This is a genomic window from Pseudomonas retamae (genome assembly GCF_043496865.1).
Taxonomy (GTDB): domain Bacteria; phylum Pseudomonadota; class Gammaproteobacteria; order Pseudomonadales; family Pseudomonadaceae; genus Aquipseudomonas; species Aquipseudomonas retamae.
Genome location: NZ_JBIEIL010000009.1, coordinates 145,361 through 169,729, shown reverse-complemented (window position 1 = coordinate 169,729; position 24,369 = coordinate 145,361). Strand labels below are relative to the sequence as shown.

23 protein-coding genes are annotated in these 24,369 nt (G+C 61.0%); 14 read left to right on the top strand and 9 right to left on the bottom strand.

Features of this window, described 5'->3' with window-relative positions; genetic code table 11:
- Window positions 1-114: 114 nt before the first annotated feature.
- From gatB to gatC, 3 genes are read right to left on the bottom strand one after another with little or no spacing between them, the layout of a single operon-like run.
- Window positions 115-1,560, bottom strand: a complete 1,446-nt coding sequence (gene gatB / locus ACGSLL_RS18800) for an Asp-tRNA(Asn)/Glu-tRNA(Gln) amidotransferase subunit GatB (RefSeq protein ID WP_090281763.1) — start codon at window positions 1,558-1,560, stop codon at window positions 115-117.
- A gap of 10 nt (window positions 1,561-1,570) precedes the next feature.
- Window positions 1,571-3,022: an Asp-tRNA(Asn)/Glu-tRNA(Gln) amidotransferase subunit GatA gene (gatA, locus tag ACGSLL_RS18795; protein WP_394507497.1), complete on the bottom strand. Its 1,452-nt coding sequence runs from the start codon at window positions 3,020-3,022 to the stop codon at window positions 1,571-1,573.
- Between the two features lie 16 nt (window positions 3,023-3,038).
- Window positions 3,039-3,326: an Asp-tRNA(Asn)/Glu-tRNA(Gln) amidotransferase subunit GatC gene (gatC, locus tag ACGSLL_RS18790; protein WP_007976465.1), complete on the bottom strand. Its 288-nt coding sequence runs from the start codon at window positions 3,324-3,326 to the stop codon at window positions 3,039-3,041.
- 211 nt (window positions 3,327-3,537) lie between these two features.
- Here gatC and mreB point away from each other — a divergent pair, with 211 nt between their 5' ends.
- The 8 genes from mreB (at window position 3,538) to tldD (ending at window position 14,710) form a co-directional block, all read left to right on the top strand.
- A complete protein-coding gene (gene mreB / locus ACGSLL_RS18785) occupies window positions 3,538-4,575 on the top strand; it encodes a rod shape-determining protein MreB (protein ID WP_015093487.1) in 1,038 nt (345 codons plus the stop codon).
- Window positions 4,576-4,716: 141 nt separating this feature from the next.
- A complete protein-coding gene (mreC, locus tag ACGSLL_RS18780) occupies window positions 4,717-5,823 on the top strand; it encodes a rod shape-determining protein MreC (RefSeq protein WP_394507573.1) in 1,107 nt (368 codons plus the stop codon).
- Window positions 5,823-6,314, top strand: coding sequence for a rod shape-determining protein MreD (gene mreD, locus ACGSLL_RS18775; protein WP_090281766.1), 492 nt, complete (start codon window positions 5,823-5,825; stop codon window positions 6,312-6,314). Before mreC ends, mreD begins: the two co-directional genes overlap by 1 nt.
- Before the next feature lie 37 nt (window positions 6,315-6,351).
- A complete protein-coding gene (locus tag ACGSLL_RS18770) occupies window positions 6,352-6,948 on the top strand; it encodes a Maf family protein (RefSeq protein ID WP_394507496.1) in 597 nt (198 codons plus the stop codon).
- Between the two features lie 58 nt (window positions 6,949-7,006).
- Entirely contained in the window at window positions 7,007-8,464 is a 1,458-nt protein-coding gene (gene rng, locus ACGSLL_RS18765) for a ribonuclease G (RefSeq protein WP_394507495.1), read from the top strand.
- Window positions 8,465-8,539: 75 nt separating this feature from the next.
- Window positions 8,540-12,343 (top strand): YhdP family protein, encoded by a 3,804-nt coding sequence (locus ACGSLL_RS18760; RefSeq protein ID WP_394507494.1) that lies wholly within the window; start codon window positions 8,540-8,542, stop codon window positions 12,341-12,343.
- Between the two features lie 59 nt (window positions 12,344-12,402).
- Window positions 12,403-13,263 carry a carbon-nitrogen hydrolase family protein gene (locus ACGSLL_RS18755; protein ID WP_394507493.1) on the top strand — a complete coding sequence of 287 codons (861 nt, stop codon included), beginning with the start codon at window positions 12,403-12,405 and terminating at the stop codon, window positions 13,261-13,263.
- 4 nt (window positions 13,264-13,267) lie between these two features.
- Window positions 13,268-14,710: a metalloprotease TldD gene (gene tldD, locus ACGSLL_RS18750; RefSeq protein WP_093104683.1), complete on the top strand. Its 1,443-nt coding sequence runs from the start codon at window positions 13,268-13,270 to the stop codon at window positions 14,708-14,710.
- A 49-nt stretch (window positions 14,711-14,759) separates the two neighbouring features.
- On the opposite strand, the gene yjgA is transcribed toward tldD, so the two are convergent.
- Window positions 14,760-15,284, bottom strand: coding sequence for a ribosome biogenesis factor YjgA (gene yjgA / locus ACGSLL_RS18745; protein ID WP_090281772.1), 525 nt, complete (start codon window positions 15,282-15,284; stop codon window positions 14,760-14,762).
- 108 nt (window positions 15,285-15,392) lie between these two features.
- Between yjgA and pmbA the strand changes: the two genes are divergently transcribed.
- The 6 genes from pmbA to ACGSLL_RS18715 all read left to right on the top strand — a co-directional run bounded on the left by pmbA (window position 15,393) and on the right by ACGSLL_RS18715 (window position 20,763).
- A complete protein-coding gene (pmbA, locus tag ACGSLL_RS18740; protein WP_394507492.1) occupies window positions 15,393-16,739 on the top strand; it encodes a metalloprotease PmbA in 1,347 nt (448 codons plus the stop codon).
- Between the two features lie 254 nt (window positions 16,740-16,993).
- Complete coding sequence (locus tag ACGSLL_RS18735; protein ID WP_394507491.1) at window positions 16,994-17,401, top strand: FagA protein; 408 nt, start codon at window positions 16,994-16,996, stop codon at window positions 17,399-17,401.
- Complete coding sequence (locus tag ACGSLL_RS18730; RefSeq protein ID WP_394507490.1) at window positions 17,382-18,758, top strand: class II fumarate hydratase; 1,377 nt, start codon at window positions 17,382-17,384, stop codon at window positions 18,756-18,758. The genes ACGSLL_RS18735 and ACGSLL_RS18730 overlap by 20 nt, the downstream gene beginning before the upstream one ends.
- A gap of 27 nt (window positions 18,759-18,785) precedes the next feature.
- On the top strand, window positions 18,786-19,226 hold the full coding sequence (locus ACGSLL_RS18725) for a hypothetical protein (RefSeq protein WP_394507489.1): 441 nt from the start codon (window positions 18,786-18,788) through the stop codon (window positions 19,224-19,226).
- A 1-nt stretch (window position 19,227) separates the two neighbouring features.
- Window positions 19,228-19,839, top strand: coding sequence for a superoxide dismutase (locus tag ACGSLL_RS18720; RefSeq protein ID WP_394507488.1), 612 nt, complete (start codon window positions 19,228-19,230; stop codon window positions 19,837-19,839).
- A gap of 30 nt (window positions 19,840-19,869) precedes the next feature.
- Window positions 19,870-20,763 carry a ZIP family metal transporter gene (locus ACGSLL_RS18715; protein WP_394507487.1) on the top strand — a complete coding sequence of 298 codons (894 nt, stop codon included), beginning with the start codon at window positions 19,870-19,872 and terminating at the stop codon, window positions 20,761-20,763.
- 35 nt (window positions 20,764-20,798) lie between these two features.
- Here ACGSLL_RS18715 and ACGSLL_RS18710 read toward each other — a convergent pair whose 3' ends face one another.
- The 5 genes from ACGSLL_RS18710 to ACGSLL_RS18690 form a co-directional block, all read right to left on the bottom strand.
- Window positions 20,799-21,074 (bottom strand): HPr family phosphocarrier protein, encoded by a 276-nt coding sequence (locus tag ACGSLL_RS18710; protein ID WP_394507486.1) that lies wholly within the window; start codon window positions 21,072-21,074, stop codon window positions 20,799-20,801.
- Window positions 21,075-21,089: 15 nt separating this feature from the next.
- The gene (gene rapZ / locus ACGSLL_RS18705; RefSeq protein WP_394507485.1) at window positions 21,090-21,947 is read right to left on the bottom strand and encodes an RNase adapter RapZ; all 858 of its coding nucleotides are present in this window, start codon (window positions 21,945-21,947) and stop codon (window positions 21,090-21,092) included.
- A gap of 2 nt (window positions 21,948-21,949) precedes the next feature.
- On the bottom strand, window positions 21,950-22,414 hold the full coding sequence (gene ptsN / locus ACGSLL_RS18700) for a PTS IIA-like nitrogen regulatory protein PtsN (RefSeq protein WP_394507484.1): 465 nt from the start codon (window positions 22,412-22,414) through the stop codon (window positions 21,950-21,952).
- A gap of 11 nt (window positions 22,415-22,425) precedes the next feature.
- The gene (gene hpf / locus ACGSLL_RS18695; protein ID WP_007912419.1) at window positions 22,426-22,734 is read right to left on the bottom strand and encodes a ribosome hibernation-promoting factor, HPF/YfiA family; all 309 of its coding nucleotides are present in this window, start codon (window positions 22,732-22,734) and stop codon (window positions 22,426-22,428) included.
- A gap of 73 nt (window positions 22,735-22,807) precedes the next feature.
- A complete protein-coding gene (locus ACGSLL_RS18690) occupies window positions 22,808-24,301 on the bottom strand; it encodes an RNA polymerase factor sigma-54 (protein ID WP_394507483.1) in 1,494 nt (497 codons plus the stop codon).
- Between the last annotated feature and the right edge of the window lie 68 nt (window positions 24,302-24,369).

Genomic DNA, 24,369 nt, shown 5'->3' with positions numbered 1-24,369 from the left:
TCGCGAAAGGGCCATCACATTCAACATCGATGTCGGATGTCAGGGCGCCTTCGCGAGCAGGCTCGCTCCCACAGGGAACGGAGCCAGTCATGACCGCGGCTGGCTCCATTGTGGTCAGCCTTCGAGCTTGCTTTTCAGCAGTTCGTTCACTTGCTGCGGATTGGCCTTGCCTTTGGAGGCTTTCATCGCCTGGCCGACGAAGAAGCCGAACATCTTGCCGCGTTTGGCTTCATCCGCCGCACGGTACTGTTCAACCTGCTCGGCGTTGGCCGCGAGCATTTCATCGAGCACGGCCGAAATCGCGCCGGTGTCGGTGACCTGCTTCAGGCCACGCTTTTCGATGATCTCGTCCGCGCTGCCTTCGCCGTTGGCCATCGCTTCGAACACCACTTTGGCGATCTTGCCCGAGATGGTGTTGTCCTTGATGCGCTGCAGCATGCCGCCCAGCTGTTCAGCGGAAACCGGCGATTCGTCGATATCCACGCCTTGCTTGTTGAGCAGGCTGCCCAACTCGACCATCACCCAGTTCGCCGCCAGTTTCGCGTCGCCGCCGATGGCCGCGACTTTCTCGAAGTAATCCGCTTGCTCACGGCTGGTGGCCAGCACGTTGGCGTCGTAAGCCGACAGACCGAACTGGCTCTGGAAGCGCTCGCGTTTCTGCGGTGGCAGTTCCGGCAGGGTGGCGCGCACCTCGCCGAGGAACGACTCTTCGATGACCACCGGCAGCAGGTCCGGATCGGGGAAGTAACGGTAGTCGTTGGCTTCCTCTTTCGAACGCATGGGACGGGTCTCATCCTTGTTCGGATCGTACAGGCGGGTCTGCTGGATCACTTTGCCGCCGTCTTCGATCAGCTCGATCTGGCGCTGGATCTCGGAGTTGATCGCCTTCTCGATGAAGCGGAACGAGTTGACGTTCTTGATCTCGCAGCGCGTGCCGAACTCGACCTGGCCTTTCGGACGCACCGAGACGTTGCAGTCGCAACGCAGCGAACCTTCGGCCATGTTGCCGTCGCAGATGCCCAGGTACCGCACCAGGGCGTGGATCGCCTTGACGTAAGCCACGGCTTCCTTGGCGCTGCGCATGTCCGGTTCGGAAACGATTTCCAGCAGCGGCGTACCGGCACGGTTCAGGTCGATGCCGGTGGCACCGTTGAATTCTTCGTGCAGGCTTTTGCCGGCGTCTTCTTCCAGGTGCGCGCGGGTGATGCCGACACGCTTGACCGTGCCGTCTTCCAGAGCGATGTCCAGGTGGCCTTTACCGACGATCGGCAATTCCATCTGGCTGATCTGGTAACCCTTCGGCAGGTCCGGGTAGAAGTAGTTCTTGCGCGCGAACACGTTGTGCTGACCGATCTCGGCGTCAATCGCCAGACCGAACATCACCGCCATGCGCACCGCTTCCTGGTTGAGCACCGGCAGCACGCCGGGCATGCCCAGGTCAACGAGGCTGGCCTGGGTGTTCGGCTCGGAACCAAAGGTGGTGGAACTACCGGAAAAGATTTTCGACCGGGTGGTGAGCTGAGTGTGAATCTCCAGCCCGATCACGACTTCCCATTGCATGTGTGTCTCCTCAGAAGCCGGTTGGGGTGCGGGTGTGCCAGTCAGTGTTCAACTGATACTGGTGCGCAACATTGAGCAAACGGCCTTCCTGGAAGTACGGCGCGAGCAATTGCACGCCCACCGGCAGACCGTCGACAAAACCGGCCGGCATCGACAGGCCCGGAAGGCCGGCGAGGTTGGCGGTGATGGTGTAGACGTCTTCCAGATAGGCAGCGACCGGGTCGCTGTTCTTCGCGCCGAGTTTCCAGGCCGGGTTCGGCGTGGTCGGGCCGAGGATGATGTCGACTTCATTGAAGGCTGCCATGAAGTCGTTCTTCACCAGGCGGCGGATCTTCTGCGCTTTAAGATAGTAGGCGTCGTAATAACCGGCGGACAGCGCGTAGGCGCCGACCATGATCCGGCGCTGCACTTCAGGGCCGAAACCTTCACCACGGGAGCGCTTGTACAGGTCGATCAGGTTTTCCGGGTTCTCGCAGCGATGGCCGAAACGCACGCCGTCGAAACGCGACAGGTTCGAGGAGGCCTCTGCCGGCGCGATCACGTAGTACGCAGGAATTGCGTGCTGCATGTTCGGCAGGCTGATTTCCTTGATCACCGCACCGAGCTTCTGCAACTGCTGGATGCTGTTCTGGATCAGCTCGGCGATGCGCGGGTCGAGGCCAGCGCTGAAGTATTCCTTCGGCACGCCGATGCGCAGGCCTTGCAGGGAATCGCCGAGGCTGGCGGAGTAATCCGGTACTGGCTCATCGATGCTGGTCGAGTCGTTCTGATCGAAACCGGCCATGCCTTGCAGCAGGATCGCGCAGTCTTCAGCGGTGCGCGCGAGTGGGCCACCCTGATCGAGGCTGGAGGCGTAGGCGATCATGCCCCAGCGCGATACGCGACCGTAGGTCGGTTTCAGCCCGGTCAGGTTGGTGAATGCGGCCGGTTGACGGATCGAGCCGCCGGTGTCGGTAGCGGTCGCGGCAGGCAACAGCCGAGCCGCGACAGCAGCGGCCGAACCACCGGACGAACCGCCCGGCACGTGTTCCAGATTCCACGGGTTTTTCACCGCGCCGTACCAGCTCGACTCGTTGGCCGAACCCATGGCGAATTCGTCCATGTTGGTCTTGCCGAGGGTCACGGCGCCGGCAGCGGCCAGCTTCGCCACCACGGTGGCGTCGTACGGGGCCTTGAAGTTGTCGAGCATCTTCGAGCCGCAGCTGGTGCGAATGCCCTGGGTGCAGAACAGGTCTTTGTGGGCGATCGGCGCGCCGAGCAGGGCGCCACTCTCACCGTTGGCGCGGCGCGTATCGGCGGCTTTCGCCTGCTCCAGGGCCAGCTCTTCGGTGAGGCTGATGAAACTGTTGAGCTGCGGATCGAGCTGGGTGATACGCGCCAGCAGGACCTTGGTCAGCTCTTCGGAGGAAAACTTTTTATCGGCGAGACCGCGGGCGATCTCGGCCAGAGTCATTTGATGCATTGCAGGCTCTTTCCCTTTAGTCGATGACTTTCGGAACCAGATACAGGCCGTTTTCGACCGCTGGTGCGATGGACTGGTAGGCCTCGCGGTTATTGGTCTCGGTCACAACGTCGGCGCGCAGGCGCTGACTGGCTTCCAGCGGGTGGGCCAGAGGCTCGATTCCGTCGGTATTAACAGCCTGCATTTCGTCGACCAGACCGAGAATGCTGTTGAGGGCGGAAGTAATGTGTGGAAGATCGGCATCATTGAGGCCAAGGCAGGCCAGATGAGCGATTTTTTCCACGTCGGAGCGTTCTAGCGCCATCGGGATTCTCCTGTGGAAAACAGAACGGACGGCGTCCGTGTGTTAGATTGTCGGAACACTACCGCACTTCTACGGTCATAAGGCCGCGATTGTGGGGCTTGGTGCACAGAAAAGCGGCCAATTTAACATATTGGCGCCTTGCCCAAAATCCCTGTCGTTGTTAGAGTTTGCCGCACTTTTTTACCCACGCGTTGCCTAGGGTCCCTTTCCCATGTTCAAGAAACTGCGTGGCATGTTTTCCAGCGATCTTTCCATTGACCTGGGCACTGCCAACACCCTTATTTACGTGCGCGAGCGCGGTATCGTCCTGAATGAGCCATCGGTTGTGGCCATTCGGACACACGGTAACCAGAAAAGTGTCGTCGCTGTCGGCACCGAAGCCAAGCGTATGCTCGGCCGTACGCCGGGCAACATTGCTGCCATTCGTCCGATGAAGGACGGCGTGATCGCCGACTTCAGCGTCTGCGAAAAGATGCTGCAATACTTCATCAACAAGGTTCACGAAAACAGTTTTCTGCAGCCCAGCCCTCGCGTGCTGATCTGCGTTCCATGCAAATCCACTCAGGTTGAGCGTCGCGCCATCCGTGAATCGGCCCTCGGTGCCGGTGCCCGTGAAGTATTCCTGATCGAAGAGCCAATGGCCGCTGCGATCGGTGCCGGCCTGCCGGTCGAAGAAGCGCGCGGTTCGATGGTGGTCGATATCGGTGGCGGTACCACTGAAATCGCGCTGATCTCCCTGAACGGCGTGGTCTATGCCGAATCCGTCCGTGTGGGCGGCGACCGTTTCGACGAAGCGATCATTACCTACGTGCGTCGCAACTACGGCAGCCTGATCGGTGAATCCACCGCTGAGCGCATCAAGCAGGAAATCGGCACGGCCTACCCAGGCGGCGAAATCCGTGAAGTCGACGTTCGCGGTCGTAACCTGGCCGAAGGCGTTCCTCGCGCATTCACCCTGAACTCCAACGAAGTGCTGGAAGCTCTGCAAGAGTCGCTGGCAACCATCGTTCAGGCCGTGAAAAGCGCGCTGGAGCAGTCGCCGCCGGAACTGGCGTCCGACATCGCCGAGCGTGGCCTGGTGCTGACCGGTGGTGGCGCGCTGCTGCGTGACCTCGACAAGCTGCTGGCGCAGGAGACGGGTCTGCCGGTGATCGTTGCCGAAGATCCGCTGACTTGCGTAGCTCGCGGCGGTGGCCGTGCATTGGAAATGATGGATAAGCACACCATGGATCTGCTCTCCAGCGAGTAATTCGTTGGCAGCAATACGTGGGTGAACGCACAGGCAGCACTTTGCAGTGCTGCCTGTTGGCGTTTATCTTCTGTCAGTCTTCATCCAGGCCGGTTTGATGCCGTATGAATAAACAGAACATTTGCCTGGGAGGAGCGGCTTATTAAACCGCTTTTCACCAAAGGCCCTTCGTTGGGCGTGCGCCTGTTGGTGCTGGCCGTGCTGTCGGTCGCGCTGATGGTGGTCGATGCGCGTTTCGACCTGCTCAAGCCCGCGCGCAAACAAGCGTCGCTGGTGCTGATGGATGCCTACTGGATCACCGATCTGCCCGGCAGATTGTGGGAAGGGGTCGCCAGTCAGTTCGGCAGCCGCACCGAGCTCGTCGCTGAAAACGAAAAACTCAAGACCGAAAACCTGCTGCTGCAGGGCCGCATGCAAAAGCTTGCCGCCCTGACCGAGCAGAACGTTCGGCTGCGCGAGTTGCTCAATTCCTCCGCGCTGGTCAATGAAAAGGTCGAAGTGGCCGAGCTGATCGGCATGGACCCCAACCCCTTCACCCATCGCATCATCATCAACAAAGGTGAGCGAGATGGCGTGGTCCTCGGCCAGCCGGTGCTCGATGCGCGCGGTCTGATGGGCCAGGTGGTCGAGTTGATGCCTTACACCTCGCGTGTATTGCTGCTGACCGACACCACCCACAGTATCCCCGTCCAGGTCAACCGTAACGGTCTGCGCGCGATCGCCAGCGGCACCGGCAATCCGGAACGTCTGGAATTGCGCCATGTCGCCGACACTGCGGATATCAAGGAAGGCGACCTGCTGGTCAGCTCCGGTCTCGGCCAGCGTTTCCCGGCCGGTTACCCGGTGGCCACGGTGAAAGAAGTCATCCACGATTCCGGCCAGCCGTTCGCCATTGTCCGCGCCGTGCCGACCGCCGCGTTGAATCGCAGCCGCTATCTGCTGCTGGTGTTCAGCGACAGCCGTACTGCCGAGGAACGCGCCAACGAGGCCGCCCAGGCGCAAGAGCAGCTTGATGCCCACGGTGGCGGTCCGATGTTACCGGCCAACGTACCCAAGCCCCTGATCATGGCCACGCCGGCAACCCCGGCGGCTGCGCCTGCCAGCGAAACGACGGCACCTGCAGCCGCAGCCGCGCCTGCCGCGACACCTGCCAAGCCTGCGGCGAGCAAACCGCCAGCCGCGGCCAAACCACCGGCAGCGACGAAGCCACCAGCGAAACCGCCAGCCACTACCGGGGGACGAGAATAATGGTCGGGGCCAAAGCTTCGGGGAATGGCTGGATGATCTGGCTGACGTTCGTCATCGGCATCCTGCTCAGTGTGTCGCCGTTACCGATTTTCATGGAAATCCTGCGCCCGCTCTGGCTGGCCCTGCTGGTGACGTTCTGGGCGTTGTACATGCCGCACACGGTCGGCATGGTCACGGCGTTCTGTCTGGGCTTGGCCGAAGACGTGCTGCAGGGCGATCTGCTCGGGCAGAACGCGTTGATCCTCACACTCATTACTTTCCTGGTGCTGTCGTTGCAGCAGCGTCTGCGCATGTTTCCGATGTGGCAGCAGTGCCTGGTGATCCTGGTGATTTTCGGTCTCGCGCAATTGGCTCAACTGTGGCTCAGCGCCCTGACCGGCAACCGCCAGCCAACCCTCGCCCTGGTCTTGCCGGCGTTGGTCAGTGCCTTGCTCTGGCCGTGGGTCAGTTTCGCCTTACGCGGATTGTGCCGACGTTACAGAATCTATTGAGCCGGTGAAGCAGGGCACTGAACAGGGAGATGTTTTGATGAAGCCGCTTTACCTCGCCTCCGGATCGCCGCGCCGGCGTGAATTGCTCACGCAGATCGGCGTAGCGTTCACCGCCATCAGCGCGGACATCGACGAAACTCCTTTACTTGAAGAATCGCCCTCGGCCTATGTCGAACGCCTCGCGCGCGGCAAGGCTGAAGCCGGGCGCCGCAGCGTCGTGTCCGCCCAGAGCTTCTGTGTGTTGGGCGCCGACACCGCGGTGGTGCTCGACGGCAAAATTCTTGGCAAACCGGTGGACGAAGCCGACGCATGCGCCATGCTGATGATGTTGTCGGGCAGGGAGCATGAGGTGCTGACCGCCATCGCCGTACTCGAAGGCGAGCGCTGCGAGTCGCGGGTGGTGCGCAGTCTGGTGCGCTTTCGCCCGATCAGCCGCGAGGAGGCCGCCGCCTACTGGGCCAGCGGTGAACCGCGAGACAAGGCCGGCGGTTATGGCATTCAAGGCCTCGGCGGGGTGTTCGTTGCCGGCCTCAATGGCAGCTACTCGGCGGTGGTCGGCTTGCCGGTTTGCGAAACCTGCGAGGTGTTGGGCCATTTCGGCATACCCTGTTGGCAAAACCTGAACGCGCCATAAGCGTCGTACCCATCCAGATGCGGCCATTATCGTGAACATGCCTGAACGAGATCCTGCCATGAGTGAAGAGATTCTGATCAACATCACGCCGATGGAATCGCGCGTGGCGGTGGTCGAAAACGGTGTGCTGCAAGAAGTCCACGTTGAGCGCACGCAAAAACGCGGGATCGTCGGCAACATCTATAAAGGCAAGATCGTGCGCGTACTGCCGGGCATGCAGGCCGCCTTCGTCGACATCGGGCTGGACCGCGCGGCGTTCATTCATGCCGCGGAAATTTCCCTGCGCGAAGGCCCGGCCGTCGAGAGCATCAGTTCGCTGGTGCACGAAGGCCAGAGCCTGGTGGTGCAAGTGACCAAGGACCCGATCGGCTCCAAGGGGGCGCGCCTGACCACGCAACTGTCGATCCCTTCGCGCTATCTGGTGTACATGCCACGCACTGCGCATGTTGGTATTTCGCTGAAAATCGAAGACGAAGCCGAGCGCGAACGCCTCAAGCAGGTGGTCAGCGACTGCGTGGCCAGAGAAGGCATCAAGGAAGCGGGTGGCTTTATTCTGCGTACCGCAGCCGAAGGCGCTGGCGCCGACGAAATCCTCATGGACATCCGTTACCTGCGGCGCTTGTGGGACCAGATCAATGAACAGATCAAAACCATCGCTGCGCCCAAGGTAATTTACGAAGACCTCGGCCTCGCGTTGCGGACCTTGCGCGATCTGGTCAACCCGAAGATCGAGAAGATTCGCATCGACTCCCGGGAAACCTTCCAGAAGACCACACAGTTTGTCGCTGAACTGATGCCGGAAATCGCTGATCGTCTGGAACACTATCCAGGTGAGCGGCCGATTTTCGACCTGTATGGCGTTGAAGACGAAATCCAGAAAGCCCTCGAGCGCAAGGTGCCGCTGAAATCCGGTGGCTATCTGGTGGTCGATCCGGCGGAAGCCATGACCACCATCGACGTCAACACCGGGGCGTTCGTTGGTCATCGCAACCTCGAAGAAACCATTTTCAAGACCAACCTCGAAGCGGCGACCGCGATTGCCCGGCAACTGCGCCTGCGCAATCTGGGCGGGATCATCATCATCGACTTCATCGATATGGAAGATGAAGAACATCAGCGTCAGGTGCTGCGCACGCTGGAAAAACAGCTTGAGCGTGATCACGCCAAGACCAATATCATCGGGATCACCGAACTGGGCCTGGTGCAAATGACCCGCAAGCGTACCCGCGAAAGCCTCGAGCAAGTGCTCTGCGAGCCGTGCAGCAGTTGTCAGGGCCGGGGCAAACTGAAAACCGCGGAAACCATCTGTTACGAGATCTTCCGCGAGATCCTGCGTGAAGCCCGCGCCTATCAGGCCGAGGGTTATCGGGTGCTGGCCAATCAGAAGGTGGTGGACCGGTTGCTCGATGAAGAATCCGGTAACGTCGCCGAGCTTGAAGGGTTTATCGGCCGCACCATACGCTTCCAGGTGGAAACCATGTACTCCCAGGAACAATATGACGTGGTGCTGCTCTGAACCCCTGCATCACCCTTAATCCAACGCGGCTGGCCTCAGCTTTTCGCAGTATTTTCGCCATGGGAGCCACCTGACATGGAGCGTCTGACACGCATTCTGGCCGCACTCACCCGTTGGGGGCTGGGCCTGTGCGCGTTGGTTCTGGTGTTGATGGCGTTGTATGTCAGTCTCGGCCGCGAACTGACACCTCTCGTGGCCGAATACCGTACCGATATAGAAGACAAGGCCAGTGCTGCCCTCGGTATGCCGTTGCAGATCGGCGAGCTGGAAGGCAACTGGAGCGGCTTTGCGCCGATCCTGCTGGCGCATGACGTGATGGTCGGCAGCGGCGCCAATGCGCTGCGTCTGGACCGGGTACGCGCAGTGCCGGATCTGTGGGCCAGTCTGCTCGCCCGCGAAGTACGCATTGCGCATCTTGAATTCAATGGCTTGAAGATCAGCCTCAAGGAAGGCGAGGACGGCCAGTGGGCGCTGGAAGGCTTGCCAGTGCAGAACGATCAGCCGTTCGATGCCGCGCAACTGTTCCAGCGTTCACAGATGATTCAGCAATTGTCGATTCTCGACAGCCAGGTCACGCTGCAGCCGCTTGATCACCCGCCAATGACCCTGACCTATGTCGGGATCAATCTGCAAACCGGCGCCAGCCGCCAGCGTCTCGACGCACGCCTGACCTTGCCGGACGGCCAGCCCGTGGCGCTGAACCTGCGCACGCGGCTGCGTCCGGAGCAATGGCAGAACAGCGCGGTGGACGGTTACGCCAGCCTGCCGCAAAGCGACTGGTCGAAGTGGTTGCCCGAGCGTCTGACCCAGCAGTGGAATTTTTCCGAGATCAAGGCCGGTGGCGAACTCTGGGTGAACTGGGCCGAGGGCACCCTGCAAAGCGCGGCGTTGCGCCTGAACGCTCCGCAAATCACCGGCGCCTACGCCGAGCGCAAGCCGATCCAGATCAACAATCTGGCGCTCAATGCCTATTACCGCAACAGCGCCGAGGGCGCGAGCGTCATTCTCGATTCGCTGGCGATGAGCTTCGGCGAAACCCGTTGGGAATCGCGCGTGCAGGTGCAGCAGACCCGCGCGAACGACAAGGTCGAAGAGCTCTGGCACTTGCAAGCCGATCGCCTCGACCTGACGCCGATCACCCCGTTGCTGAACGCGCTGGGGCCACTGCCGCAAAGTTTCGCCACGGTGGTCGAACGGCTCAAGGTCACCGGCGGCTTGCGCAATGTCCTGCTGGACTTCCGCCCAAATGCCACCGACGGCACCAAATTCGGCTTTGCCGCCAATCTGGATAACGTCGGCTTCGATGCCTATCACGGCGCACCGGCGGCACGAAACGTCAGCGGTAGCCTGAGCGGCAATCTCGACGGCGGCGAGTTGCGCCTGGACAGCAAGGATTTTGTCCTGCATCTCGACCCGATCTTCGCCAAGCCCTGGCAATACCTGCAAGCCAACGCGCGGCTGACCTGGAAACTCGACAAGGATGGCTTCACCCTGATCGCGCCGTACCTGAAGGTGCTGGGCGAGGAAGGCAAGATTGCCGGGGACTTCCTGATTCGCCTGCACTTTGACCACAGCCAGGAAGACTACATGGACCTGCGCGTCGGTCTGGTCGAGGGCGACGGCCGTTACACCGCTAAATATCTGCCGGCAGTGCTCAGCCCAGCGCTCGACGAATGGCTGCGCACGGCCATTCTCAAAGGCGCGGTCGATCAGGGCTTTTTCCAGTATCAGGGCTCGCTGAGCAAGAATGCCGGGGAGGCCGATCGCAGCATCAGTCTGTTCTTCAAGGTGCATGATGCCGAACTGGCCTTTCAGCCGGGCTGGCCGCACGTGAGCAAGGTCAGTGGCGATGTGTTCATCGAGGACAGTGGCGTGCGGATCTGGGCCGACAAAGGCCAATTGCTGGACACTCAGGTCAGCGATGTCTTCGTCAATATTCCCCATGTGCCCGCCGGGCAAAATACTCACCTGTTGCTTGATGGCGCGTTTGCCGGTGGTTTGGGCGATGGGCTGAAGATTCTTCAGGAAGCGCCGATCGGCACCGCCGACACCTTTGCCGGTTGGGAGGGCGCGGGCGATCTCACCGGCAAGCTCAAACTTGACGTACCGCTGGCCAAGGGCGAGCAACCGAAGATCCTCGTCGACTTCAAGACCGCCAACGCCCGCTTGAAACTGGCCGAGCCGAAACTGGAACTGACGCAGCTCAAGGGCGATTTCCGCTTCGACAGCGCCAAAGGCCTGAGCGGGCAGAACATCGCCGCGCGGGCCTTCGACAAACCCGTCACCGCGCAGATTTTCGCCGACGGCAGCCCTGGCAAGCTCAAGACCCGGGTCGCTGCGACGGGGCAGGTCGAAGTCAAAAAGCTCACTGACTGGCTGGGCGTGACCCAGCCGTTGCCGGTGTCCGGGACGATTCCCTATCAGTTGCAGTTGAATCTGGACGGCGCCGACAGTCAGTTGATGGTCAGCTCGAATCTCAAAGGCGTGGCGGTGGATCTGCCGGCGCCGTTCGGCATGGCGGCGGATGTCGGTCGTGACACCGTGTTCCGCATGACCTTGCAGGGGCAGGAGCGGCGGTATTGGGTCAATTATGATCAACTGGCCAACTTCACCTTCGCTGCGCCGCCGAGCAATTTTGCCGAGGGCCGTGGCGAATTGTTCCTCGGTGCCGGCGAAGCGGTGCTACCGGGCGCCAAAGGCTTGCGCATTCGCGGTGTGCTGTCGGAGCTGGATGTCGCGCCCTGGCAGAATCTGGTCAACCAGTACGCCGGACAGGACCCGGGCGGCAGCGCCAAGCAATTGCTCAACAGCGCGGACTTCAAGGTCGGCAAGCTCACCGCAATGGGCACGACTCTGGATCAGGCGTCGGTTCAGCTCAATCGCAAACCCGCCGCGTGGAATCTGGCCCTCGACAGCCAGCAGGCCAAAGGCACGGCGAGCCTGCCGGACGCCAAAGGCGTGCCGATCGCGGTCAACTTGCAATACGTGAAACTGCCGGCGCCGGACCCGGCGGTGCAGGCTGACGAAAATGCGCCCGATCCACTGGCTTCAGTCGATCCGACGAAAATTCCGGCGCTGGATATCACCCTCAACCAGCTGTTCCTCGGCCCCGATCTGGTCGGTGGCTGGTCGCTGAAAATTCGCCCGACCGCCAAGGGCATTGCCCTGAACAATCTCGACATGGGCCTCAAGGGCATCCTGCTGCAAGGCAACGGTGGCTGGGAAGGCACGCCGGGTTCGACCAGCAGTTGGTACAAGGGGCGTATCGGCGGCAAGAATCTCGCCGACGTGCTCAAGGGTTGGGGGTTTGCGCCAAGCGTGACCAGCGAAGAATTCCACATGGACGTCGACGGCCGCTGGCCGGGCTCGCCGGCCTGGCTGGCGACCAAGCGTTTCTCCGGGACGCTGGATGCTTCGTTGAACAAGGGCCAGTTTGTCGAAGTGGAGGGCGGCGCGCAGGCCTTGCGCGTGTTCGGTTTGCTCAACTTCAACTCGATCGGCCGCCGCCTGCGCCTGGACTTCTCCGACCTGTTTGGCAAAGGCTTGAGCTATGACCGGGTCAAAGGCCTACTGGTGGCGAACAATGGCGTGTATGTGACCCGTGAGCCGATTCGCCTGACCGGCCCGTCGAGCAACCTCGAACTGGACGGCACCCTCGATCTGGTTGACGACAAGGTTGATGCGAAACTGCTGGTGACCTTGCCGGTGACCAACAACCTGCCAATTGCCGCGTTGCTCGTCGGCGCACCGGCAGTCGGTGGCGCCTTGTTCTTGATCGACAAACTGATCGGCGACCGTGTAGCGCGCTTCGCCAGTGTCAAATACACGGTCAAGGGCCCGTGGAAAGAGCCGAAAATCACTTTCGACAAGCCTTTTTGAACGGCCCGGCCCTTGAAGCGATGGAGTAGCATGGCCAAATACCTCGTTGGGAGTTCGCCATGTCATTAGCGGTGATTCAAATGGTCAGCCAGAGCGACGTGCTGGCCAATCTGGCTCAGGCCCGGCGCCTGCTCGAACAGGCCGCGGCGGGCGGCGCGAAGCTGGCGGTGCTGCCGGAGAACTTCGCGGCGATGGGCCGTCGCGATGTCGCTGATATCGGTCGCGCCGAAGCGTCGGGCGAAGGGCCGATCCTGCCATGGTTGAAACAGACCGCCCGCGACCTCACCTTATGGATAGTGGCCGGCACGTTGCCGTTGCCGCCGGTAAATCAGCCGTCGGCCAGGGCGCATGCCTGCTCGCTGCTGATCAATGATCACGGCGAAATCGTTGCCCGCTACGACAAGCTGCACCTGTTCGATGTCGATGTCGCCGACAATCGCGGACGTTACCGCGAATCCGATGACTATGCTTATGGCAGTCATGTGGTGGTGGCCGACACACCGGTGGGTCGGCTTGGGTTGACCGTGTGTTACGACTTGCGTTTCCCTGAGCTGTACAGCGAATTGCGTGCGGCCGGTGCCGAGTTGATCAGCGCGCCGTCGGCGTTCACCGCGGTGACTGGCGCGGCGCATTGGGAAGTACTGGTTCGCGCGCGGGCCATCGAGACCCAGTGTTACGTACTGGCGGCTGCGCAGGGCGGGACTCACCCGGGGCCGCGAGAAACCTTCGGCCATGCAGCGATCGTTGACCCATGGGGACGTGTGCTGGCCAGTCAGGATCAAGGCGAAGCGGTGTTGTTGGCCGAACGCGACATTAATGAACAAGCGTCCATCCGGGCGCGAATGCCGGTGACGAATCATCGGCGGTTTTTCTCGCAGGGCGCTCAGCGGCCTGCTTCAGAACACGAATTTAAGGCGTAAACCCATGAGCGAGTTGTTGTCCTCAGTCAGTGATCACCTGTTGGCGCCCGGCGGCGTGACGATCGAGAGCCTGCAAGGCGTGCTCGGCGATCTGGCCGGCCCCGGCATCGATGCCGCCGATCTGTATTTCCAGGGCCAGATTTCCGAGTCCTGGGCGCTGGAAGACGGCATCGTCAAGGAAGGCAGCTTCAACCTCGACCAAGGTGTCGGCGTACGTGCGCAGTCCGGTGAAAAAACCGGTTTCGCCTACAGCAATGCAATCACCCTCGAAGCCCTTGGCGCTGCTGCCCGTGCGGCGCGCTCGATCTCCCGCGCCGGGCAGAACGGCACGGTGCAGGCGTTCAGCACCCAGGATGTGGCGCAGCTGTACGCGCCGGACAACCCGCTGGAAGTGCTCAGCCGCGCCGAGAAGGTCGAGTTGCTCAAGCGTATCGACGTTGCCACGCGCGCACTCGATCCGCGTATCCAGCAGGTCAGCGTCAGCATGGCCGGGGTCTGGGAGCGGATTCTGGTGGCGTCCACTGACGGTGGCCTGGCCGCCGATGTGCGCCCGCTGGTGCGCTTCAACGTCAGCGTCATCGTTGAGCAGAACGGCCGTCGCGAGCGCGGCGGGCATGGCGGTGGCGGGCGTACCGACTACCGTTATTTCCTCGCCGAAGACCGCGCCATGGGCTACGCCCGTGAGGCGCTGCGTCAGGCACTGGTGAATCTGGAAGCGATTCCGGCACCGGCCGGCACGCTGCCGGTGGTGCTCGGCTCGGGCTGGTCCGGGGTGCTGTTGCACGAGGCGGTCGGCCATGGCCTCGAAGGCGATTTCAACCGCAAGGGCAGCTCGGCCTACAGCGGGCGCATGGGCGAAATGGTTGCGTCGAAGCTGTGCACCATCGTCGACGACGGCACCTTGAGCGGCCGCCGCGGATCGCTGAGTGTCGACGACGAAGGCACGCCGACCGAGTGCACCACACTGATCGAAAACGGCGTGCTCAAGGGCTACATGCAGGACAAGCTCAACGCGCGCCTGATGGGCGTGGCCCGTACCGGTAACGGCCGTCGCGAGTCCTACGCGCACCTACCGATGCCACGCATGACCAACACTTACATGCTGGGCGGCGAAAGCGATCCGGCGGAAATCATCGCCTCGGTGAAAAAAGGCATCTACTGCGCCAATCTCGGCGGCGGTCAGGTCGACATCACCAGCGGCAAGTTCGTGTTTTCCACCAGCGAGGCGTACTTGATCGAGGACGGCAAGATCACCGCGCCGGTCAAAGGCGCGACGTTGATCGGCAATGGGCCCGAGGCGATGAGCCGGGTGTCGATGGTCGGTAACGATCTGGCGCTGGACAGCGGTGTTGGCACGTGCGGCAAGGATGGGCAGTCGGTGCCGGTGGGTGTAGGCCAGCCGACGCTGAAAATCGATGCGATCACCGTCGGTGGCACGGGCGCATAGGAAGTGATGGAGCTTCGGGTGGCGCAGGGCGGCCACCCGGTGGCGAAGATCAGCGCAGGCCGCGTTGAGTTTCGTCCAGCTCACGGATGTACTTGAAGATCTTGCGGCTGGAAGCAGGAGGTTTGTTTTGCGCAACCTCGTGCTGAGCCTGACGGATCAGGGAACGCAATTGCTGGCGATCGGCGTCCGGGTACTCGACGACGAATTTCTCCAGCACGGCGTCATCGCCGCCGATCAGGCGGTCGCGCCAGCGTTCGAGATTGTGGAAACGCTCGTTGTACTGACGGGTCGAGGCATCGAGTTGATCGAGCAAGGTCAGAATCGCGTCAGTGTCCTGATCGCGCATCAGTTTGCCGATGAACTGCAAATGCCGTTTACGCGCGATGTTCGCGGTGTGCTTGGGCGCATCGGCCAGCGCCCGGCGCAGGGCGTCGGTCAATGGCAGTTTTGCGATCAAGTCAGGCTTGAGTGTGGTCAGTCGCTCGCCGAGGTCAACCAGAGCATGCAGCTCGCGTTTGACCTGAGATTTGCTTTTTTCTCCCGTATCGAGGGAGTCGTCGTAAGAATCAACCATGGTGGCAGTCCGCAAAGAAACGCCGCCATGATAACCAGTCGGGGGCCGCTTGTCCGGCCCGGTCGCTCGATGGCCCCAGCCGAAAGCAGAATTTGAGTGGAGATGAGCATGAGTGCAGTTCAAAGCGTCGGCCCGCAGGCATTGCCGGCACTGCAGGAACAGGTCGAGCAGATCATCGCCGAAGCCAGGCGTCAGGGCGCCAGTGCCTGCGAAGTCGCGGTGTCGCTGGAGCAGGGTTTGTCGACATCGGTGCGCCAGCGCGAAGTCGAAACGGTCGAGTTCAACCGTGATCAGGGCTTTGGCATCACTTTGTACGTCGGCCAGCGCAAGGGCTCGGCCAGCACCTCGGCAACCGGTCCGGACGCCATTCGCGAGACTGTCGCCGCCGCGCTGGCGATTGCCAAACATACTTCCGAAGACGAAGCCTCGGGCCTTGCCGATGCGGCGCTGATGGCCAAGGAGCAGCACGATTTCGATCTGTTCCACGAATGGGACATCACCCCGGAGCAGGCCATCGAGAAGGCCTTGCTGTGTGAAGCGGCAGCATTCGATGCCGACGCGCGCATCAAGAACGCCGACGGCACCACCCTCAGCACTCATCAGGGCTGCCGCGTGTACGGCAACAGCCACGGTTTCATTGGTGGTTACGCATCGACCCGACACAGCCTCAGTTGCGTAATGATTGCTGAGGCTGACGGGCAGATGCAGCGTGATTACTGGTATGACGTCAATCGGCAGGGCACGCTGCTGGCCGATCCGGTGAGCATCGGTCAAAAAGCCGCGCAACGGGCGGCGAGCCGTCTCGGCGCGCGTCCGGTGCCGACCTGTGAAGTGCCGGTGCTGTTTTCCGCTGAGCTTGCGGGTGGGCTGTTCGGCAGCTTCCTCTCGGCGGTGTCCGGCGGCAGTCTGTATCGCAAATCGTCGTTCCTCGAAGGCACGCTGGGCCAGAAGCTGTTCCCGGAGTGGATGACCATCGACGAGCGCCCGCATCTGATGCGCGCCATGGGCAGCGCTTCGTATGACGGTGATGGTCTGGCGACGTATGCCAAACCATTCGTCGAGAACGGCGAGTTGGTGTCGTACATTCTCGGTACCTACTCTGGCCGTAAACTGGGTATGCCGAGCACGGCGAACGCGGGTGGCGTGCACAACCTGTTCGTCACCCATGGCGATGAAGACCAGGCGGCGCTGTTGAAACGTATGGGTCGCGGACTGCTGGTCACCGAATTGATGGGCCATGGCCTGAACATGGTCACGGGCGACTATTCGCGCGGCGCGGCGGGTTTCTGGGTCGAGAACGGCGAGATTCAATTCGCCGTGCAGGAAGTGACCATCGCTGGCAACATGCGCGACATGTTCAAGCAGATCGTTGCCGTCGGTAATGATCTGGAGCTGCGCAGCAACATTCGCACCGGCTCGGTATTGATCGAACGGATGACCGTCGCGGGTAGCTAACCATCCGCAATCCGCTAAGCCAAAAGGCGCGCCATCCGCTCTGGATGACGCGCCTTTTTTTTTGCTCTCGCCACAGATCCCTTGTGGGAGCGAGCCTGCTCGCGAACGCGGTGTGTCAGCCAAAAATCTGTTTCTGACACAACGCTTTCGCGAGCAGGCTCGCTCCCACCCTAAAACCTCCATAGTTTGGCGCTCTTGTTTTGGTTCTCATTATCATCTAATAATGAATCTCATCTCCGAATGAGTCCCGGATCATGAGTTCTGCCTTGCACGAGCAGCCCTACCTCGAAAGCTGGCGCTGGATGAGTCGCCAGATCCGTTGCGCGACGGATCCTGACGAACCGCGCCTGATCGAACATTACCTGGCCGAAGGCCGCTACCTGTCGTGTTGCACCGCAACATCACCGTGGACCGTCGCCGAAACATCCTTCCGTCTGTTGCTCGACACTGTCGCGGACATCGCCTTGCCCTGGCATTGGCGCAGCCTCTGTCTCGACCAAGCCTGGCGCCCGTTGCGCGACATGGAGCGCCTGTCGCTGTGCAAGTGCCGATTGCAGCGCTGGCAACGCTACACCTGGCAGCTCGCCACTTGCGAACTGCTCCCTTCGATTCCTCTTATTGAACTGCTGCAAGGACATCCAAATGACCAAGACACGTATTGAGCGCGACAGCATGGGCGAGTTGCAGGTGCCGGTGGACGCTCTCTACGGCGCGCAGACCCAGCGCGCAGTGGACAATTTCCCGATCAGCGGCAAACCGATGCCGACGCAATTCATCCGCGCGCTGATCCTCGCCAAAGCCGCCGCCGCCCGCGCCAACGTCGAACTGAACCAGATCAGCGCCGCCCAGGGCAAAGCCATCAGCGATGCCGCTCAAGGCCTGCTCGAAGGCGATTTCATGCGGCACTTTCCGGTGGATATCTTTCAGACCGGCTCGGGCACCAGCTCGAACATGAATGCCAACGAAGTTATCGCCACGCTCGCCAGCCGCTTGCTCGAAGAGCCGGTGAATGCCAACGATCACGTCAATTGCGGCCAGAGCAGCAACGACATCATTCCGACCACCATCCATGTCAGCGCCGCGCTGGCACTGCATGAACAACTGCTGCCGGCGCTGCTGCACCTGGTGCAGGTTATCGAAGAAAAATCCCCGCAGGTCCACCACCACGTCAAGACCGGCCGCACGCATTTGATGGACGCCATGCCGGTGCGCCTGAGCCAGGTGCTGAATGGCTGGGCGCAGCAGCTCAAGGCCAATATAGGTCATCTGCAGGATCTGCTGCCGAGCCTGCAATCGCTGGCGCAGGGCGGCACTGCGGTCGGTACCGGCATCAACGCGCACCCGGAATTCGCCGCGCGTTTCAGTCGTCAGCTGAGCCAACTGACCGACGTGCAGTTCACCCCGGGCAAGGATCTGTTTGCGCTGATCGGCTCGCAGGACACCGCCGTTGCGGTTTCCGGCCAGCTCAAGGCCACCGCCGTGTCGTTGATGAAAATCGCCAACGACTTGCGCTGGATGAATTCGGGTCCTTTGGCCGGTCTCGGTGAAATCGAACTGGAAGCCTTGCAACCGGGTTCGTCGATCATGCCGGGCAAGGTCAATCCGGTGATCCCCGAAGCCACGGCCATGGTCGCCGCGCAAGTGATCGGCAACGATTCGGTGATCACCATTGCCGGCCAGTCGGGCAATTTCGAATTGAACGTGATGCTGCCGATCATCGCGCAGAACCTGCTCAGCAGCATTGAGCTGCTCGCCAACAGCAGTCGCCTGCTCGGCGACAAGGCCATTGCCAGTTTCAAGGTCAACGAGGCGCGCTTGATGGAAGCCCTGTCGCGCAACCCGATTCTGGTCACCGCGCTCAATCCGATCATCGGTTACCAGAAAGCCGCGCAAATCGCCAAGCAGGCCTACAAGGAAGGCCGCGCGGTGATCGACGTCGCGCTCGAACATACCGACCTGTCGCGCAGCCAGCTGGAAGAGTTACTCAACCCCGAGAAACTCACCGCCGGCGGCGTGTAAACCCCGCAACCGCTTTGGAGGCTCACCATGGAGCACTGGAAACGCACGATCGAACGGGCCAATCGCTGCTTCATGCTCGGCGAATTGATCGACGCCCGTGAGGCCTATCTGCAAGCCCTGGCCCTGGCGCAAGTGTTGTTCGAGCGCTGGGCGGACGCCGACGAAGCGGTGGCGGCCTGTGTCATCTCCCACCACAACCTCGCGGATCTGCACCTGCGCCTGAATCAGCCCGAGGAGAGCGCCGAATACCTTTGCGCCATCCATCAGCGGCTGTTGCAGACCATGCAGGACGAACGGCTGCGCCCGGCCCTGCGTGAAGCGGCATTGCGCCAAAGCAGCAAGACCTACGTCGAGCTGCTGAATTTCATCAGCGAGCACGGCGAATACCCGCGCACCCAACGCCTGCTGCACCCGGATACCGGCAATGCCCGCCGCGCGCCTGCTTCACACCACTATGGAGTCCATTGAAATGGCTTTTACCCTGCCTGTCTTGCCTTACGCCTACGATGCCCTGGAACCACACATCGATGCGCAGACCATGGAAATTCACTACACCAAACATCACCAGACTTACATCAACAATCTCAACGCTGCCGTGGAAGGCACGGAATACGCTGAGTGGCCGGTGGAAAAACTGGTCGCCAGCGTCCAGCAGCTCCCGGAAAAATTGCGTGCGGCGGTGATTAATCAGGGCGGCGGTCACGCCAACCACTCGCTGTTCTGGGAAGTCATGGTGCCAGGCGGTGGCGGCAAACCGGATGGCGCGCTGGCCAAGGCGATCGATGAGCAACTGGGGGGGCTCGACAGCTTCAAGGAAGCATTCACCAAAGCTGCGCTGACCCGTTTTGGCAGTGGCTGGGCGTGGCTCAGCGTCACCCCGGAGAAAAAACTGCTCGTCGAGAGCAGCGGCAATCAGGACAGTCCGCTGATGAGCGGCAACACGCCGATCCTCGGTCTCGATGTCTGGGAGCACGCCTACTATCTGCGCTACCAGAACCGCCGTCCGGAATACATCAATGCCTTCTACAACGTGATCAATTGGCCTGAAGTCGCCGCGCGCTATCAGGCCGCACTGGTTTAACCCATCTATAAGAACAAACCAGGGCTGACTATGGGCACTGAAACACTGGCGACTGGCAGTGGGCGTATGTTTCGTTACGCGGTGGGATCACTGTTGCTGTTGGCGGGGATGACCTTGCTGGTCGCTCACGGGGTGCAATGGCTGAATCCGGAACCGCGCTTGTTGCGCGCATTGCAGGGCGGTGCTCTGTGCGCGCTCGGCACGGCGCTTGGCGCGGTGCCGGTGCTGGTCATACGGCGTATGCCGCAAGCGCTCAGCGATACCTTGCTGGGGTTTGGTGCCGGGGTGATGCTGGCGGCGACTGCGTTTTCGCTGATCGTGCCGGGCATCGCGGTGGCCGAGAGTCTCGGTCTGACACCTTGGGGCGCCAGTGGCCTGATCTGCTTCGGCATCCTGCTCGGCGCGTCTGGCCTGTATCTGGTCGATCGCAAGGTTTCTGGCGCTTCCCCGGAAATGCTCGTTGGTACCCTCGAGCGTCCGGTGATCCCGCCTCGGATCTGGCTGTTCGTGTTCGCCATCATTGCCCACAACATTCCGGAAGGCATGGCCGTCGGCGTTTCTGCCGGTGGCGGTATGCCGGATGCGGACAGCCTGGCCATGGGCATCGCTTTGCAGGATGTGCCGGAAGGTCTGGTGATTGCGCTGGTATTGGCCGGGGCGGGAATGTCGCGAGTGAGGGCGTTCCTGATCGGCGCGGCGTCAGGTCTCGTCGAGCCGGTGTTTGCGCTACTTTGCGCGTGGCTGGTCAGCCTCGCCCAAGTGTTGCTGCCATTGGGGCTGGCGCTGGCGGCTGGGGCGATGTTGCTGGTGGTGACTCACGAAGTGATTCCCGAGTCGCGACGCCATGGCCATGACAAGCTCGCGAGTCTTGGTTTGCTGATCGGGTTCTGTCTGATGATGGTGATGGATACGGCGTTGGGTTGAGCGGGGCGGAGGGAGCGAATTCCCTCGCTGGCGGATCAACCGCCCTCGTCGAAATAGTTGTTGATCAACGCCACCAACGCATCGAGCGCTTCCTGATCCTTTTCACCTTCGGTGCTCAAGAATATTTTGGTGCCCTTGCCAGCCGCCAGCATCATCATTGCCATGATGCTTTTGCCATCAACCGTGGTCTCCGGTGTGCGGCCCACTCTGATCGAGCAATTCGGATACTGCCCGGCCACCCCGACAAACTTGGCCGATGCGCGGGCATGCAGGCCCAGCTTGTTGATGATTTCGATTTCACGAGCAGGCATCGCGGTGTGGATCCTTTAGGTGAGGTCGCGGTGGCGAACCTGGACGTTTTTCAAGGTTCTCTGTAGGGCCTGACCCAGACGTTCGGTCAGATAGACGGAGCGGTGGTGCCCGCCGGTACAGCCAATGGCAACGGTCACATAGGCACGATTACTCGCAGCAAAGCGCGGCAGCCACTTGTGCAGGTAGGCATAGATGTCCTGATACATTTCCTCGACATCCGGCTGTTCGGCCAGATACTCCGCCACCGGCGCGTCGAGACCGGACTGCTCACGTAATTCCGGCTTCCAATACGGATTGGGCAGGCAGCGAACGTCGAAGACCAGATCCGCATCCACCGGCATGCCGCGTTTGAAACCGAACGATTCGACAAGAAACGCCGTGCCCGGCTCAGGCTGATTCAGCAGGCGCAACTTAAGCGTGTCGCGCAGCTGGTACAGGTTGAGGTTGGTGGTATTGATCTTCAGATCAGCCAGGTCGGCAATCGGGCCGAGCAGGGCGCTTTCATCGTGGATTGCTTCAGCCAGTGAGCGATTGGCGTTGCTCAGTGGGTGGCGGCGGCGGGTTTCGGAAAAACGCTTGAGCAGGGTTTCTTCATCTGCATCCAGGTACAGCACGTCACACTGGATGTGCTTGCTGCGCGCGTCTTCCAGCAGTTCCGGAAAACGTGACAGATGACTGGGCAAGTTGCGCGCATCGATCGAAACGGCCACCAGCGGTTGCGCGAGCTCCGTGTGGATCAGCGCACGTTCGGCCAGTTCCGGCAGCAAGCCGGCGGGCAGATTGTCGATGCAGTAGTAGCCGTTGTCCTCAAGGACATTCAGAGCCGTACTCTTGCCCGAGCCTGAGCGGCCGCTGACGATGATCAAGCGCATGATTAATGCCCGTTCTGCTCGTCCAGTACGACCTGGTACAAGGCTTCATTGTTTGGCGCGCTGCGCAGTCTTTCGCGGACTTCCTTGCGATCGAGCATGCTGGCAATCTGGCGCAGCAACTCCAGATGTGCATCGGTGGCGGCCTCCGGGACCAGCAGCACGAACAGCAGGTCCACCGGGGCGCCATCAATGGCGTCGAAATCAATCGGGGCTTCGAGGTGCAACAGGGCACTGACTGGCCCTGCGCAGCCCTTCAGGCGGCAGTGGGGAATGGCGATGCCGTTGCCAAAACCGGTGGAACCGAGTTTTTCACGGGCGACCAACGCCTCGAATACATCCTGCATCGCCAGATCCGGCACTTCGCGGTGGATCAGGTTGGCAATCTGTTCGAGGGCTTTTTTCTTGCTGCCGCCCGGCGCGTTCACTTGGGAACGGCCGGGGGTCAGGATGGTTTCAAGTCGGATCATGAATGAGGGTGTTAACGACCGGTCGCGCCCTGGAGGAGGCTCTGGGTCTTTTCCTTATGCTTTTTGAGTTGGCGATCCAGCTTGTCGGTGAGGGAGTCGATCGCAGCATACATGTCGGTATCTTCTGCGTTGGCGACCACTTCACTGCCGGGAATATGCAAGGTGGCTTCGATTTTCTGCTTCAGCTTTTCGACACACATCGTGACTTGCACGTTGGTGATCTTGTCGAAATGTCGCTCCAGTCGTTGGAGTTTTTCCTCGATGTAGGAACGCAGAGGTTGGGTCACTTCCAGTTGGTGTCCACTGATGTTGACTTGCATACAGCTTCTCCTTCGTTGCCAGTGCATAAAGCGGCAGGCCGAAAAGCCTGCCACTGGAACGCTGTAACGTGGCTTACATCAACCGCTTGCGTTCGCTCGAAGGCGCGATTCCGAGGGATTCGCGGTACTTGGCGACGGTGCGGCGAGCCACCTGAATGCCTTGTGCCTCCAGTAAACCAGCGATCTTGCTGTCACTCAACGGCTTTTTCTGATTTTCCGCAGCGACCAGCTTCTTGATGATCGCGCGGATCGCGGTGGACGAGCATTCGCCGCCCTCGGAGGTACTGACGTGGCTGGAGAAAAAGTATTTCAGCTCATAAATACCGCGCGGGGTATGCATGAATTTTTGTGTGGTCACCCGGGAAATCGTTGATTCGTGCATGCCCACCGCCTCGGCGATGTCATGCAGGACCAGCGGTTTCATGGCTTCGTCGCCGTACTCCAGAAAACCGCGCTGATGCTCGACGATCTGCGTGGCGACTTTCATCAGGGTCTCGTTGCGGCTCTGCAAGCTCTTGATGAACCAGCGGGCTTCCTGCAACTGGTTGCGCATGAAGGTGTTATCGGCACTGGTATCGGCTCGCTTTACGAAACCGGCGTACTGCGCATTGACGCGCAGGCGCGGTACCGATTCCTGGTTCAGCTCGACCAGCCAGCGTTCGTTGTCCTTGCGCACGATGACGTCAGGTACGACGTATTCGGCTTCGGCGGACTCGATCTGCGAGCCCGGACGTGGATTGAGGCTCTGCACCAGCTCGATGACCTGACGCAGCTCGTCCTCCTTGAGTTTCATGCGCCGCATCAACTGGCTGTAGTCACGGCTGCCAAGCAGGTCGATGTAATCGCTGACCAGGCGCTTGGCTTCTGCCAGCCAAGGCGTCTTGGCCGACAACTGACGCAGTTGCAGCAGCAGACACTCGCTGAGATTGCGCGCGCCGATGCCCGCGGGCTCGAATTGCTGAATGCGGTGCAGGACGGCTTCGATCTCGTCCAGTTCGATGTCCAGTTCCGGGTCGAAGGCGTCAAGGATTTCTTCGAGGGTTTCGTCCAGGTAGCCCTGATTGTTGATGCAATCGATCAGGGTCACGGCGATCAGTCGATCGGTGTCGGACATCGGTGCCAGGTTCAGTTGCCAAAGCAGATGGCTTTGCAGGCTTTCGCCGACGGAGGTGCGGGTGGTGAAATCCCACTCGTCATCGTCGCTGCTGGGCAGGCTGCTGGCGCTGGTCTGGTAAACGTCTTCCCAGGCCGTGTCGACGGGCAGCTCGTTGGGAATGCGTTCGCTCCATTCGCCGTCGTCGAGGTTATCCACCGTCGGCGCGGCCTCCTGATAGGAGGGCTCCTGAATGTCAGTGTTGGGCTTTTGCTCGACGTTGTCGGCCAGTGGATCGGAATTGTCGAAGTCCTCGCCTTCTTCCTGGCGTTCGAGCATCGGGTTGGATTCCAGGGCCTCCTGGATTTCCTGTTGCAGATCCAGGGTCGACAATTGGAGCAGGCGGATGGCCTGTTGCAGCTGCGGTGTCATCGTCAGCTGCTGGCCCATTCTCAAGACTAGCGATGGTTTCATGGCAGGGGCTTAACACCTTATTCGCCGGCGCGATGCGCCATCCACTACAGGGCGCCGAAGCGCCAAAC